Genomic DNA, 13,987 nt, shown 5'->3' with positions numbered 1-13,987 from the left:
CCGTCCCGCTCAGCGCCGGCGCACGCCCACGAAGCGCACGGGCGTGCCCGGCACGGCCTGGGCCGCGGCCGGGAGGTCGGCGCCGCGCACCACTCCGATCACCGGGTAGCCCCCGGTGGTCGGATGGTCCGCCAGGAACACCACCGGCCTGCCGTCCGGCGGCACCTGGACGGCGCCGAGCACCATGCCCTCGCTGGGCAGTTCCCCCACCCGCGAGCGCTCCAGGGCGGGTCCCTCCATGCGCAGGCCGATCCGGTTGCTCGCGGGCGAGACCCGGTACGCGCGCGTGGTGAACGTCCGTAGTGCCTCGGAGGTGAACCAGTCCTCCCGGGGGCCGGGCGTCACCCGCAGGACCAGTTCGGCCGGAGGCGCCGGCTGCGGGGCCGCGTCCACGCGCGGGTGCGGGGCACCCGGGCGCCCCAGGGGCAGCACGGCGCCGTCCGTGAGGGGCGGCGGACCGAGCCCGGACAGCAGGTCGGTGGAGCGGCTGCCGAGCACCGGCTCGACGGCGACGCCACCGCAGACGGCGACGTAGGAGCGCACGCCGGTGACGGCCCGGCCGACTTCCAGCAGCGCCCCCGCCGGGACCCGGACCGGCGCGCCCCAGGGAGCCGGGCGCCCGTCCACGGTGACCGTGCAGGGCGCACCGGCGACCGCCGCGGTGACCGCCGAGCGGGGGCGCAGGGCGCAGCCGTCGAGGGTGGTCTCCAGCAGCGCCGCCTCGGGCGGGTTGCCGACCAGACGGTTGGCCAGCGCCGCCGCGGGCCCGTCGAGCGCGCCGGAGCGGGGCACGCCCAGGTGGGCGTTGCCGGGCCGGCCCCGGTCCTGCACGGTGGTCAGGGCCCCCGCCCGGACGACGGCCAGCGCACGGTCGCTCATGGCGCCTCCTCCCGCCCGTCGGGGCCCGGAGGCTTCTCCCGCCCGTCACGGCCCACCGGAACGAACCGCACGCGCGTGCCCGGCGACAGCAGCGCCGCCGGTACGCGCGTGTGGTCCCACAGCACGGCGTCCGTGCTGCCGATCAGCTGCCAGCCGCCCGGCGACGAGCGCGGGTAGACACCGGTGTACGGGCCCGCCAGGGCCACCGACCCGGCCGGGACGGCCGTCCGCGGCGTGGCCCGGCGCGGCACGTGGCACTGCTCCGGCAGTCCGGTCAGGTACCCGAAGCCCGGCGCGAACCCGCAGAAGGCGACCCGGAACTCCGTGTCCGCGTGGATGCGGGCCACCTCCCGCTCGGGCACACCCCAGTGCGCGGCGACGTCGGCCAGGTCGGGCCCGTCGTAGCGGACCGGGAGGCGCACGACCTCACCCGAGGGCGGGGGAGCGGGCGGGACGTCGGCCGCGGTCAGCTCGGACGCCAGCCGGGCGCGGTCGGAGACACCGTCGAGGAGGATCGTACGGGCCGCCGGGACGATCTCGCGCGCGGTCAGCGAGCCCTCCGCGCGGCGGCGCAGCAGCTCCGCGTGCAGGGCCTGCGCCTCCTCGCCCGAGGACACCTCGACGAGCAGCGCTTCGTCGCCGACCGGCAGGACCCTCATGCGAAGGCCTCCACCCGTACCCCCGCCGCCTCCAGCCGCTGCCGGACCCGGCGGGCCAGCTCCACCGCGCCCGGCGTGTCACCGTGCACGCACAGGGAACGCGCGCGTACCTCGATGCGCGCCCCCGAACGGGCCGTGACCGTGCCCGAGCGGGCCAGGCCGACCGAGCGTTCCACCACCGCCTCGGGGTCGGCGACCACGGCGCCCTCCTCGCCGCGCGGTACGAGCGTGCCCCGGTCGGTGTACGCCCGGTCGGCGAACGCCTCCGTGACCACCGGGAGCCCGGCCCCGGCGGCCCGCTCCAGCACCCGTGAGCCCGGCAGCCCGAGCACGGGCAGCGCACCGCCCGCGAGGAGCACGCCCTCGACGACCGCCGCCGCCTGCTCCGCGTCGTGCACGACCCGGTTGTACAGCGCGCCGTGCGGTTTCACGTACGCCACGCGCGTGCCGGCCGCGCGGGCGAAGACGTCCAGGGCGCCGATCTGGTAGGCCACCTCGGCCGCCAGCTCGGCGGGCGGCACCTCCATCGCGCGCCGCCCGAACCCGGCCAGGTCCCGGTAGGAGACCTGGGCCCCGACCGTCACCCCCCGCTCGGTGGCCAGCTCGCACACCCTGCGCATCGTGGCCGGGTCCCCGGCGTGGAAGCCGCAGGCCACGTTGGCGCTGGTGACGACCGACAGCAGGCCCGCGTCGTCGGTGAGCCGCCAGCGGCCAAAGCCTTCGCCGAGATCGGCGTTCAGATCGATCGGGGTCATGTCTCCAGTGTCTCCGGTCCGTGCTCGCGGTGGACTCGCCCGGCGGGTGCCGCACGCAAGGGGTCAGACCACCCGGTACTGCTCGTCGCGCGCGTCGGTGACGAACATCTGCCCCGGGGCGTGCGTGAGGGCGAACGGCGGCCGTGAGGCCATCACCGCGGCCTGCGGAGTGACCCCGCAGGCCCAGAACACCGGGATGTCGTCCGGCTCGGCGTCGACCGGATCGCCGAAGTCGGGCCGGGCCAGGTCGGCGATGCCGAGCGCCGAGGGGTCGCCGCAGTGCACGGGGCCGCCGTGCACCGCCGGCAGCAGAGCCGTCTCGCGCAGCGCCGTCGACAGGTGCCGGGGCGGCACCGGGCGCATGGACACCACCATCGGGCCGTGCAGCCGCCCCGCCGGACGGCACTGCCGGCCGGTCACGTACATCGGGACGTTGCGGCCCTGCTCGACGTGGCGGATCGGCACGCCCGCCGCGGTCAGCGCCCACTCGAAGGTGAAGCTGCACCCGATGAGGAACGACACCAGGTCGTCCCGCCAGTGGGCGCGCACGTCCGTCGGCTCGTCCACCAGCTCACCGTCCCGCCACACCCGGTAGCGCGGCAGGTCGGTGCGCAGGTCCGCACCCTCGGCCAGCGCCGTGGTCCACGATCCGGCGTCCGTCACGTCGAGCACCGGGCAGGGCTTGGGATTGCGCGTGCAGAACAGCAGCATGTCGTACGCCCAGTCGGCGGGCACCGCGATCAGGTTGGCCTGGGTGTGACCCGCCGCGACCCCCGCCGTCGGGCCGGTCAGGCCCGCCCGGAAGCGGGCGCGGGCCGCGGCCGGGCGCCACGCGTGCGCGTGCTGGTCGACCAGGGCGATCGGACGGTCCTCGGTCATGGCGTGCTCGTGGTTCATGCCAGTTCCCTCCCGCGGGTCTCCGGCAGCCCCAGCAGAGCCAGGGCCGCGATGCCGTAGCCGACCGCGCCGAAGACCAGCGCGCCGCCCACGCCCCAGCCGTCGGCCAGGAACCCGACCGTCGTGGGGAAGACGGCGCCGATGGCGCGCCCGGTGTTGTACGTGAAGCCCTGACCGGTGCCGCGCACCGCGGTCGGGTACAGCTCGGCCAGGTAGGAGCCGAAGCCGCTGAAGATCGCCGACATGCAGAACCCGAGCGGGAAACCCAGCACCAGGAGCAGTGAGTTGGCGCCGGCGGGGATGTTCGCGTACGCCAGGATGCAGATCCCCGACAGCAGGGCGAAGAGCCAGATGTTGCGTCGGCGGCCCAGCCGGTCGGTGAGGTGGCCGCCGGTCAGGTAGCCGATGAAGGCGCCGGAGATCAGGAAGGTCAGATAGCCGCCGGTGCCGACCACCGACAGGTCGCGCTCCGTCTTCAGGTACGTCGGCACCCACGTGGCGAGGGTGTAGTAGCCGCCCTGGACACCGGTCGACAGCAGTACGGCGAACAGCGTGACGCGCAGCAGTCCGGGCCGCGTGCCCGTACCGGGCCGGAAGATCGCCGCGAACGAGCCCTTCTCGGCGCTCTTCTCGCGGGCGGCGGCCGCCTCGGGGGCGTCGTGGACGCTGCGCCGCACCCACACCACCAGCAGCGCGGGCAGCGCACCGGTCCAGAACATGATCCGCCAGGCCAGGTCGTCGCCGGCCATCGAGAAGACCAGCGTGTAGACCACCGCCGCCAGCGCCCAGCCCACGGCCCAGCTGCTCTGGACGGCGCCGAGCGTGCGGCCCCGGTGCCTGGCGCTCGCGTACTCGGCGACCAGGATCGCGCCGACCGCCCACTCGCCGCCGAAGCCGAGGCCCTGCAACGCCCGGAACACCAGCAGCGTCTCGTAGTTGGGCGCGAAGCCGCAGGCCACCGTGAACACGGCGTACGTGATCACCGTGAGCAGCAGTGCCTTGACCCGGCCGATGCGGTCCGCGAGAACGCCCGCGAGGGCGCCGCCGATCGCGGAGACCACCAGAGTGACGGTGGTCAGCAGACCGGTCTGGCCGCTGTCCAGGCCGAAGTACGCGGCCAGCGCCACCATGCTCAGCGGCAGCGTGAAGTAGTCGTACGAGTCGAGGGCGTAGCCGCCGAACGCGCCGCCGAAGGCACGGCGGCCCCGCGGTCCCAGCGCGCGCAGCCAGCCGAACGCGCCGTCGTCGCCGGTGGGTTCACCCTTGCCGGGGCGGCCGAGATCCTCGGCCAGGGCCTGCGGTGGAGGGGTCGAGCTCATGGGCACCTCGCAGTGGGAGGACGGAGGGTGCGTGCGGAGTGAGCCGGTCGGACGTGCGGGCGGCGGAGCGGTCGGAGAACGGCCGCGGAGGGAACGGAGAACCGCCGCTGAGCGGACGGAGAACCGCCGTCATGTCGAGCACCGTAGAGGATCGTTCAACGATCCCTCAATACCCATGTTGTTTCGTTCTGACGACTGCGGTTGAATTCCGGGCATGGCAGAGCAGCTGGCGCAACTCGCCGACGACCGCGCCCTCCTGGGGCGCACCAGCACCGCGGAGCGCGTCGCGGACATCCTCAGGAGCCGCATCGCCGAGGGCTTCTTCCCGCCCGGCACCCGGCTGTCGGAGGACAGCATCGGCGGCGCCCTCGGCGTCTCCCGCAACACGCTCCGCGAGGCGTTCCGGCTGCTCACGCACGAACGGCTGCTCGTCCACGAGCTGAACCGGGGCGTCTTCGTCCGGGTCCTGACGGTCGAGGACGTCGAGGACATCTACCGCACCCGCGCCCTGGTCGAGTGCGCGGTCGTCCGCGGCCTCGGCGAGCCGCCGTACGCCGTGGACGGACTCGCCGGAGCCGTCGAGGAGGGGCTCCGGGCGGCCGGCGAGGACGACTGGAAAGGTGTGGGGACGGCCAACATCCACTTCCACCGGGAGCTGGTCGCCCTCGCCGGCAGCGAACGCACCGACGAGCTGATGCGCAGCGTCTTCGCCGAACTCCGCCTCGCCTTCCACGTGGTGGACGACCCGCGCGCCCTGCACGAGCCGTACATCGCCCGCAACCGCGAGATCCTCACGGCCCTTCGGGCCGGGGACCGGGAGACGGCCGGGCGGCTGCTCGCGGTGTACCTGGAGAACTCGCTCGAGCGGGTGGTGGAGGTCTACCGGAGACGGGTCGGCGAGGAGAGCTGACCGACACCGGGCCGGGGTGCGGCAGGCCGCGGGGAGCGGGGTGCGGCAGGCTGCGGGGAGCGGGGTGCGGCAGGCTGCGGGGAGCGGGGTGCGGCAGGCCCGGGAAACGGGCTCGCGTCCGCGGGGAGGGCCGGGCGCGTCGAGGGGCTCGCGTCCGTGGTGGGGGAGGCGTCTGCGTCGTTTGGGTCGTTGTCAGACCTAGGACCTAATCTGTGCACCGTGACTTCGCCTGCATCGACGGACAGCGTTCCGCCCCAGCTCAGCGCGGGGCCGCGGCCTGCCATGGGCCCGGCCGCCGACGAGGGGCTGGCGCGGCGGCTGCGCGCGCTCGCCTGCACGGCGCCGCTGCACGACCTCGACACGCGCAAGGCCAACCTCGCGGGCGAGTACTCGGTGTACGGCATGGCGGAGGTCGCCCTCGCCGCCATCGACCTCGTCACGCTGAACATGGACTTCGACACGGGCGCCGACCACGACCAGATCGTGGCCCGCCTCATCCCGCGCATCGCCGCACAGGCCCCGCGAAGGCCCGCCGCCGAGCACGAGCGCGTGGCCCGCTGGGTCCTGGAGAACCTGATCAACGTCGGCAGCGTCGACCGCGGTTTCCGCGCGGTGTACGGCACGTTCGGGCCGGACGGCACCTATGTGCGCCGCGACTACGACTTCAAGCTGATCGAGGAGGTCCCCGGCCCCGGCGGCACGGTCTACCTCCGTACGACGGACGAGGCGGTCAACGTCCTCGTCGGCGCCCTCGACACCGACGTCACCAGCGCCCAGATCGCCGCCGAGGTCAAGCTGGAGGTGCTGATCAGCCGAGGCCGGCTCGCCGACGCCCAGCTCGCCGCCGAGCAGGCCCGGTACCGCACCGTGCAGTACTCGGAGACCCTCCGCAAAGCCCTCGACGCCACCCGGCGCAACGTCCGCGCGGTCGACTGGCTGAGCGCCGTGCCCGACATGATCGCCGAGGCCCTCGACCACGTCGCCGACCGGTACCGCCACGAGAACGCGATCCTCACCAACATCCGCAAGGCCCGCGACGAGTCCGAGGACCCGGAGCACAAGCGCCGCGCGGCCGAGCTCGTCGACATCGTCAAGGACTGCATCCGCCGGCACACCCAGCTCCAGTCCCGGCTGCTGGAGGCCGGCCCGCTCTTCCGCGCCGAGCAGGACCGCCAGGCCTTCGCCACGCCCCTGGCCAGGGCCGGCATAGACCTCTACGGCCACCTCGTCGCGCCTGTCCTGCCGCTGCCCGTGGAGCAGGCGCTCCGGATCACCGACGCCTTCTTCGCCCACGGCACCGGACTGCGCACCCCGGTGTCCGTCCGGGTCGGCGACCTGGTCGACATCTTGCTGACGCCGCCCGTGGAGCGCGAGCACCTCGGGGCCGAGATGCCCGAGCCCGACCTCATCGCCACGCCGGACGACAGCCGCTTCAGCGAGGAGCAGCTGGCCGCCGCCATGGAACTGCTCGACCTGCCGCACGACGCGCCGCGCCGGCTCTCCGGGCTGCTGGCCGAGGCCCGCCGCCGGGACCCCGACCTGCCGTACCTCGTCGCCCTGCTGGCCGTCCACGCGGCAAGCCCCCCGGTCGGCACCGCCTACCGGCAGGGCGAGCAGAAGCTGCTCTTCGCCGTCGACGACGGAACCGAACTGGACGACCCCGAGTTCGGCGGCGCCGACCTCATCGTGGGCACGGCCCTGCTGGACGCGGCCGGCATGGCCGCCGACCGGACGGAGGCCGCATGACCCCCGGACAGCGCCCAGCCGGCGACGCCATCCGACGCCCGCCCACCGAACCCGGCGCACGCCACTCCGCCGGACCCGGCCCGCGCCGGCAGACCGAACCCGGCCGCCGCCCCGCAGGGCCCGGCGCACGCCGGTGCCCCGAACCCGGGGCCCGTCGGCCCGCCGGCACCGGCGACCGCCCCCGCGGCACCCTCAGCAAGCGCGCACGCACCAAGGAGCACCGACCGTGACCGAGCACGTCGACCGGAGCGAACCGGAGACCGGCGATCCCGTACCGGCCGGCGCGGCCGTCACGCCCGCCGACGCCGCCGACGCGGCCCGGCTCGTCGCCTTCGGCCTCCAGCCCAAGCTGCTGCCCGCCCGCGACCAGGAGTACGCCGACCTGCTGCGCCGCTACCGCGAGAACCCCCCGTTCGCCCGCCTCGCCGACGCCGTGGCCGCCGGACTGGGCCTGGTCGTCCTGGAGGTGTCGCCGCGCGCGGGCATGGCCGTCGCCGCGGCCGAGGACTCGGTCTTCGCCGTGCGGATGGGCGACTACGCGCGCCGCGCGTCCGCCGACTCCGGCGACCGGTTCCTGCACGGCCTCGCCCACCTCGCCGCCGCCGCGATGGCGTTCCCGCGCCCCGAGGACCTCGCCGACGACGGATACATCGGCCGCGTCACGGTCAACGGCGTCGACGCCTTCGTCCGCCAGGCCTGCCACCGCCTGGAGGAGCGCGCCGCCGAGCAGGGCGAGAACACCGACCCCGCCACCGACGCGCCGGGCCTGGAGGCCGCCTGGCGGATCTGGGCCAGACGCAGCGCGACCGGCGCCACCAAGGACGCCCGCCGCCTGCCCGGCTCGACCACCGGCATCGTCGGCAAGGCCCTCGCGTTCCTCACCGACTCCGGGTTCCTCCAGCGCACCGGCGACGACCACGGCGGCACCTACCGCACCACCGCCCGCTACCAGCTCCAGGTGCGCGACATGGCGGGCAGCGCCGCCATGGCCGAGCTGCTGGAACTGGGCGTCGTCCCGGTCACCGACGGCACGGCGACCCTGCTGCCCGCCGAGGACACCGACGACCTGGAACTGGTCGCCGACGCCGGACTGCCGTTCCACTCCTCCTGAGCCGGTCCCCGGCCCCGCCGAATCCCCCCGTCTGACGAAGCCTTACGAGAGTCCGCCATGTACGAGCTGTCCCGGGTCCGCCTCTACTCCATCGGGCCCGCCGGTGCGCGCTACGCCGACACCGTGCTTGACCTGCGCGGCGTGGGCGAGCCCGTGCCCGACCCCGCGCCCACGCAGGCGGAGTTCTTCGAGGAGGAGCCCGTCGGCCCGCCGCGCCGCCCCGCACCGGCCGGCGTGCTCTTCCTGGAGAACGGCGGCGGCAAGTCCGTCCTGCTCAAGCTGATCTTCTCGGTGATGCTGCCGGGCCACCGCAACACCCTCGGCGGCGCCAGCTCCGGTGTCCTGCGCAAGTTCCTGCTCGCCGACGACTGCGGACACGTCGCGCTGGAGTGGCAGCACGTGCAGACCGGCGAGTGCGTCGTCGTCGGCAAGGTCAGCGAGTGGCGCGGACGCCAGGTCTCCAACGACCCGCGGAAGTTCGCCGAGGCCTGGTACTCGTTCCGGCCCGGCCCCGGACTGACCCTGGACAACCTGCCGGTCGCCGAGTCCACCGCCGTACGCCCGCCCGTCGAGGGCGCCTCCGGGGCGCAGGGACGGCGACGCACCATGAAGGGCTTCCGGGACGCGCTGACCGAGGCCGGGAAGGCGTACCCGCACCTGGAGGTGCACTGGGAGGAGATCCACGAACGCTGGACCGAGCACCTCGGCGACCTCGGCCTCGACCCCGAACTCTTCCGCTACCAGCGGGAGATGAACGCCGACGAGGGCGAGGCGGCCGGCCTGTTCGCCGTCAAGAAGGACGCCGACTTCACCGACCTGCTGCTGCGCGCCGTCACCGACACCCGTGACACCGACGGACTCGCCGACCTGGTCAGCGGCTTCGGCAACAAGCTGGGCCGGCGGGCGGAACTGATCGCCGAACGCGACTTCACCGCCGGTTCCGTGGACCTGCTCGGCCGGATCGTCGAGGCCACCGAGGCCCGGGCCCGCGCCCGCGACATCCACACCGGCGCCGAACGCCGGACCAGGACCCTGGCCCGCAGACTGACCGCCCGCGGCGTCCGGGAGCGGGCCCGCGCCGCCGACCTGGCCCAGCGCGTCACCGCCGCCGCCTACGCCGTCACGCACGCCGAGTCGGCCCGGGAGCGCAGCTCCCTCATCGCCGCCGAACTCGCCTACCGGCACGCCTCCCTGGCACTGGCCGCCGCCGAGAAATCGGCCGCCGCGCAGAAACGCGAACTGGCCGACGCGCGCACCCTGCACTCCGCCTGGCAGGCCGCCGAGGCCGTCCTGCGCCACCGCGCCGCCGCCGACCGCGTCGCCCGCGTGTCCGCCGCGATCCGCGAGGCCGAGCGGGACGCCGCCCCCGCGCTGGCCGCCCGCGCCAAGGCCGCCGTCGACCTCGTCCGCGCCCTGCACGCGGCGGCGGCGGGCGCCGAGAACCACGCAAACGAGGAGGAGGAGCGGTCCGCCGCACTCCAAGAGGTCAGCGACACCGCCTACCGGGACTCCACCGCCGCCGCCACCGAGGCGCAGCGCGCCCGCAGCGAGGCCGGCCACCTGCGGCAGCGGCTCACCGAGGTCGAGCAGGAGACCACCGAGGCCGTCCGCGCCGGCTGGCTCGACGACAGCGCACCCGACGCCGACCCGGCCCGCGCCGCCCTGGCCGCCAGCGACGCCGAGAAGAGCGCGGTCGAGGCCTGGGACACCGCCCGCGAAGCGGCCCGCCGGGCCACCGAGCACGCCCGCGAGGCGGCGGCGGCCGAGACCCGCGCCGAGCTGACCGCGGCCCGCGCGGCGGACGCGGCCGGCGCCGCGACCCGCGCCCACGAGGGCGAACGCCGCACCGCGGAGGCCCTGGCCGCCGAGGAGCGGCTCGGCGAGCTGCTCGGTCTCGCCCCCGGCGCCCGCCCCGGCATCCCGCAGCCCCGCCAGGACGGCGACACCCCGAGGACCGGCGATCCCGGCCTCACGGCCGAGGAACTCGACCGGATCGCCGACGAGCTGCGTCGGCTCCTGGACGACGCCGTGTCCTCGGCCGAACGCCAGCTGTTCGACCTGCGCACCGCCGCCGCCGACGACGCCCGCATCCTCGGCGCGCTCGGCGACGGCGGCCTGCTGCCGCCCGGCCCCGACGTGCTGGCCACCGTCGAATTCCTCGGCGAGCACGGCATCCCGGCGCTGCCCGGCTGGCGCTATCTCGCCCAGGCCGTCGACCCCGCCGACCACGCCCGCGTGCTCGCCGCCCGGCCGGAACTGGTCGACGGCGTGATCATCACCGACCCCGACTCGCACGCCCGCGCCCGCGAGGCCCTCGGCGACGCCGCCCTGCTCCCGCGCTCGGCCGTCGCCGTCGGCACCGCCGCGGCGCTGCTCGCCCCGACCCCGGCGTCCGGCACGGACGACGGCGCCGTCTTCCTCGTACCGCCGAACCCGGCCATGCACGACGAGCACGCCGCCGACGAGGAGCGGCAGGCGCTGCGCGCGCGGGCCGCCGAGCGGGACGAGGAGATCCGTACGCTCGCCGCCCGGCTCGGCAAGGACCGTGAGCTGGCCGCCCGCCTCGCCTCCTGGCGCACGGGCTGCCCGGCCGGCCGGCTCGCCGAGCTGGCCCGGGCCGCCGAGGAGGCCCGCGCCTTCGCTGAGGAGGCCGAGGCCGAGCTGGCCGAGGCCCGCACGGTGCGGGCGGAGGTGGAGGAGGCCGCCGCCGAGGCCGTCCGGGTGCGCGACGAACGGCAGGAGGCCGCCCAGAGGGCCCGCCGTGCCGCCGACGCCCTGGCCGGCCTCGCCTTCCGCCTGCGCGAACGCGCCGGCTGGCAGGCCAAGGTCCGCGAACTGACCGACGAGGCCGCCGAGGCCGAGGCCCGCGCTCAGGCCTGCCTGGAGCGGGCCCGCGCCGCCGACGAGGACCGGCGCGCCGCACAGCGGGCCGCCGACGACGCCCGCCGCACCGCCCGCGCGCTGCGCGCCGAGCGCTCCGAGATCGCCGGCGCCCCCGACGACGTACCGGAGGACGGCAGCGGCGACGGCGCCCGGAGCGAACCCCCCAAGGCGTCCCTGCCCGCACTCCGCGAGGCCTACCGGGCCGCCTCCCAGGTGTACGAGAAGGTCGGCGTCGGCGCCGACCTGCGGGCCGAGCAGGCCCGCGCGGAGAGCGACGAGAGCGCGGCCCGCGCCGAGCTGGACCGGCTCAGCAACAAGGTCCGCACCCGCGCGGAACAGCTCCTGCAGTCCCCCGACGGCTCCGACGGGCCGTCCCGGCAGGCCGCCGCCGCCCGCGCCGAGGAACTGGTACAGCTGTTGGAGACCCGGATGACCGGCGCGAGCGAGCAGCTCGGCCGGCTGCGCGGCGAGGCCGAACGGCTCGCACCCGAGGACGGTGACGCCCACACCGAGCTGCCCGAGGACCTCCTGCCCCGCGACGCCGAGCACGCCCAGGCCCTGCTGCGCACCGCCACCGCCGAACTCGCCTCCCGCACCGAGGAACTCGCCCAGGCCCGCGAGGCGCACGCCGGACTCCTCGACGCGCACCGCGCCGCCGAGGACGCGGCCGGCGGCTTCGACGAGATCGCCGCCATGCTCCGCGACCTGCTGCGGGAGCAGGCGGCCGAGGAGGAGCCCGAGGAGCCCGAGCCCTACCCCGGCAGCCTGGAGGAGGCCCGGCACTCCGCCGCCGAGGCCCGCCGCTCGCTGCGCGGCTGCGCCGCCGATCTGTCCGCCGCCGAGGCCGCCGTCCGCGAGGCCTGCGACGTCCTCGTCCGGCACGCCAACTCCAGCCGCTACGAGCAGGTCCGTACCCCGGCCCGCCAGCAGATCCGCGAACTGCCCGCCGCCGCGCTGCCCGAGCACGCCGCCAAGTGGGCGGACGCCTTCGCGCCCCGGCTGCGCGTCCTCACCGACGAGCTGGCCCAGCTGGAGCGCAACCGGGACTCGATCGTCGACCGGCTGCGCGGACTGGTCGAGTCGGCCCTCGCCACGCTCCGTTCCGCCCAGCGGCTCTCCCGCCTCCCCGAGGGGCTCGGCGAGTGGTCCGGGCAGGAGTTCCTGCGCATCCGCTTCGACGAACCGGACCAGGCCACGCTCACCGAGCGGCTCGGCGAGGTCATCGACGAGGCGACCCGCGCGGCCGTCAAGAAGAACTCCGACCTGCGCCGCGACGGCATGTCCCTGCTGCTGCGCGGTGTCGCCGCGGCCCTCCAGCCCAAGGGCGTCGCGGTGGAGATCCTCAAGCCGGACGCCGTCCTGCGTGCCGAGCGCGTCCCCGTGGGGCAGATGGGCGACGTCTTCTCCGGCGGCCAGCTGCTCACCGCCGCCATCGCCCTGTACTGCACGATGGCCGCGCTGCGCAGCAACGACCGGGGCCGCGACCGGCACCGGCACGCCGGCACGCTGTTCCTCGACAACCCCATCGGCCGCGCCAACGCCACCTATCTGCTGGAGCTCCAGCGGGCCGTCGCGGACGCGCTCGGTGTGCAGCTGCTCTACACCACCGGCCTGTTCGACACCACGGCACTGGCCGAGTTCCCGCTGGTCATCCGGTTGCGCAACGACGCCGACCTGAGGGCGGGCCTGAAGTACATCAGCGTGGAGGAGCACCTGCGGCCGGGACTGCCGAAGCAGGCCCCGGCCGGGGAGGGGGAGACGGCGCACAGCGAGATCACGGCGACACGGATGTTCAAGCGCCCGGCGCCCAGCGCCCCGTAGGCGGCGGACGCCCGGCGACCCCGCCGGGGACGTCGCCCGGGTCGGCGGTCTCCGGCCCGGCCGGGCCTCCGCGACTTGTCCTGACCTGGCTTCCGCTACGTCGCCCGACCGCACGCCGGCCACTCGGCCGCCCCCGCGCCGCCGGCCTCCGGGCGGGGGCAACTCTCACGGGTGCGACAGCTGTCCCGTGCCGCCGCGGCGCCGTATCCGGTCCTGCCCGCGCTCGGCGGACCGGGCCTGCCGCCGGGCGCGGCGCCGCTCCCGGCGCAGGGCGCGGGCGGTGCTGCTGGGCACCGACACCACGCCGTTCCGCTGGTTCCACACCTGGCGTGTGACCCAGACGTCCAGCACGCCCCAGGTCGCCACCACGGTGCTGGCCACACTGCTGATCACCATGGGGAACGCCAGCCAGGACCCGGCCATCGTGCACAGGAACGCCACCATGGCCTGGATCAGTGTCAGGGAGGCGATGAGGACCGCGCGGACGGCGGCCGTGCGCACGGGGTCGGGCAACCGGCGCCGACGGGCCGGCTCCTCGGTCCACAACGGCCGGTACCCCGCGGGCCCCTCGCGCTCCGGCGCTTCGGGGTCCGGCCGCTTCCGCAGCCGAGCGGTCCCGCCGTCTCCGGGCGCCTCGCGCCGCTCCACCGTGCCCATCAACCTGTCCCTCCCCACCGCCGGACGACCGTCGTCGGTTCCGAGAACCGGCTCCCCTGTGGCTGCCCGGCTTGCGCTGTTTTACGCCGCCTGAATACAAGATGCGGCTCCTGGGGGCGATTCCCCCTCCAAATCCCGTATGAAGGACGAACGGCGTGCCCTCAAGATTCCCAAGTACCCCGGACAAGCGAATAATTCCGGCCAACCGCATTGCTTCGGAGCGCCGGACCGGACCGCCACCACCCGCCGGCCCGGGGAGCAATCTCCCGCAATGGCCGGACAACTGCCCATCCCCGCACGGCCTGTACGGAGGTTCAGGCTCCGGACACGTCTTCGAGTTCCCCGCGCGT

General features: G+C 75.5%; 10 protein-coding genes. 4 read left to right on the top strand and 6 right to left on the bottom strand.

The window, feature by feature from the left end:
• Positions 1-9: 9 nt before the first annotated feature.
• From ACZ45Q_RS18130 to ACZ45Q_RS18110, 5 genes are all read right to left on the bottom strand, one after another.
• Entirely contained in the window at positions 10-879 is an 870-nt protein-coding gene (locus ACZ45Q_RS18130) for a 5-oxoprolinase subunit C family protein (protein ID WP_468261898.1), read from the bottom strand.
• Complete coding sequence (gene pxpB / locus ACZ45Q_RS18125; RefSeq protein ID WP_468261896.1) at positions 876-1,538, bottom strand: 5-oxoprolinase subunit PxpB; 663 nt, start codon at positions 1,536-1,538, stop codon at positions 876-878. Before pxpB ends, ACZ45Q_RS18130 begins: the two co-directional genes overlap by 4 nt.
• On the bottom strand, positions 1,535-2,293 hold the full coding sequence (locus ACZ45Q_RS18120; protein WP_468261894.1) for a LamB/YcsF family protein: 759 nt from the start codon (positions 2,291-2,293) through the stop codon (positions 1,535-1,537). The genes pxpB and ACZ45Q_RS18120 overlap by 4 nt, the downstream gene beginning before the upstream one ends.
• 63 nt (positions 2,294-2,356) lie before the next feature.
• On the bottom strand, positions 2,357-3,190 hold the full coding sequence (locus ACZ45Q_RS18115; protein WP_468261891.1) for a putative hydro-lyase: 834 nt from the start codon (positions 3,188-3,190) through the stop codon (positions 2,357-2,359).
• Complete coding sequence (locus ACZ45Q_RS18110) at positions 3,187-4,509, bottom strand: MFS transporter (protein WP_468261888.1); 1,323 nt, start codon at positions 4,507-4,509, stop codon at positions 3,187-3,189. Before ACZ45Q_RS18110 ends, ACZ45Q_RS18115 begins: the two co-directional genes overlap by 4 nt.
• 214 nt (positions 4,510-4,723) lie before the next feature.
• Here ACZ45Q_RS18110 and ACZ45Q_RS18105 point away from each other — a divergent pair, with 214 nt between their 5' ends.
• The 4 genes from ACZ45Q_RS18105 (at position 4,724) to ACZ45Q_RS18090 (ending at position 12,980) form a co-directional block, all read left to right on the top strand.
• The gene (locus tag ACZ45Q_RS18105) at positions 4,724-5,419 is read left to right on the top strand and encodes a GntR family transcriptional regulator (protein WP_468261886.1); all 696 of its coding nucleotides are present in this window, start codon (positions 4,724-4,726) and stop codon (positions 5,417-5,419) included.
• Positions 5,420-5,638: 219 nt separating this feature from the next.
• On the top strand, positions 5,639-7,165 hold the full coding sequence (locus tag ACZ45Q_RS18100) for a hypothetical protein (protein WP_468261883.1): 1,527 nt from the start codon (positions 5,639-5,641) through the stop codon (positions 7,163-7,165).
• Between the two features lie 226 nt (positions 7,166-7,391).
• Positions 7,392-8,276: a hypothetical protein gene (locus ACZ45Q_RS18095; protein ID WP_468261881.1), complete on the top strand. Its 885-nt coding sequence runs from the start codon at positions 7,392-7,394 to the stop codon at positions 8,274-8,276.
• 57 nt (positions 8,277-8,333) lie between these two features.
• Positions 8,334-12,980, top strand: a complete 4,647-nt coding sequence (locus ACZ45Q_RS18090) for a hypothetical protein (protein ID WP_468261879.1) — start codon at positions 8,334-8,336, stop codon at positions 12,978-12,980.
• Positions 12,981-13,145: 165 nt separating this feature from the next.
• On the opposite strand, the gene ACZ45Q_RS18085 is transcribed toward ACZ45Q_RS18090, so the two are convergent.
• On the bottom strand, positions 13,146-13,637 hold the full coding sequence (locus ACZ45Q_RS18085; RefSeq protein WP_468261876.1) for a hypothetical protein: 492 nt from the start codon (positions 13,635-13,637) through the stop codon (positions 13,146-13,148).
• Positions 13,638-13,987 lie beyond the last annotated feature (350 nt).

The sequence above is a fragment of the Streptomyces sp. NPDC031049 genome, from assembly GCF_055571015.1.
The sequence above is the reverse complement of the archived record's forward strand: the minus strand, read 5'-3'. Positions and strand labels throughout refer to the sequence as shown.

Bases quoted from the DNA above. Each gene is read 5' to 3' on its own strand.
- ACZ45Q_RS18110 (WP_468261888.1), bottom strand. From the start codon at position 4,509: ATGAGCTCGACCCCTCCACCGCAGGCCCTGGCCGAGGATCTCGGCCGC.
- ACZ45Q_RS18085 (WP_468261876.1), bottom strand. From the start codon at position 13,637: ATGGGCACGGTGGAGCGGCGCGAGGCGCCCGGAGACGGCGGGACCGCT.
- ACZ45Q_RS18090 (WP_468261879.1), top strand. From the start codon at position 8,334: ATGTACGAGCTGTCCCGGGTCCGCCTCTACTCCATCGGGCCCGCCGGT.
- pxpB (WP_468261896.1), bottom strand. From the start codon at position 1,538: ATGAGGGTCCTGCCGGTCGGCGACGAAGCGCTGCTCGTCGAGGTGTCC.
- ACZ45Q_RS18130 (WP_468261898.1), bottom strand. From the start codon at position 879: ATGAGCGACCGTGCGCTGGCCGTCGTCCGGGCGGGGGCCCTGACCACC.
- ACZ45Q_RS18120 (WP_468261894.1), bottom strand. From the start codon at position 2,293: ATGACCCCGATCGATCTGAACGCCGATCTCGGCGAAGGCTTTGGCCGC.
- ACZ45Q_RS18105 (WP_468261886.1), top strand. From the start codon at position 4,724: ATGGCAGAGCAGCTGGCGCAACTCGCCGACGACCGCGCCCTCCTGGGG.
- ACZ45Q_RS18115 (WP_468261891.1), bottom strand. From the start codon at position 3,190: ATGAACCACGAGCACGCCATGACCGAGGACCGTCCGATCGCCCTGGTC.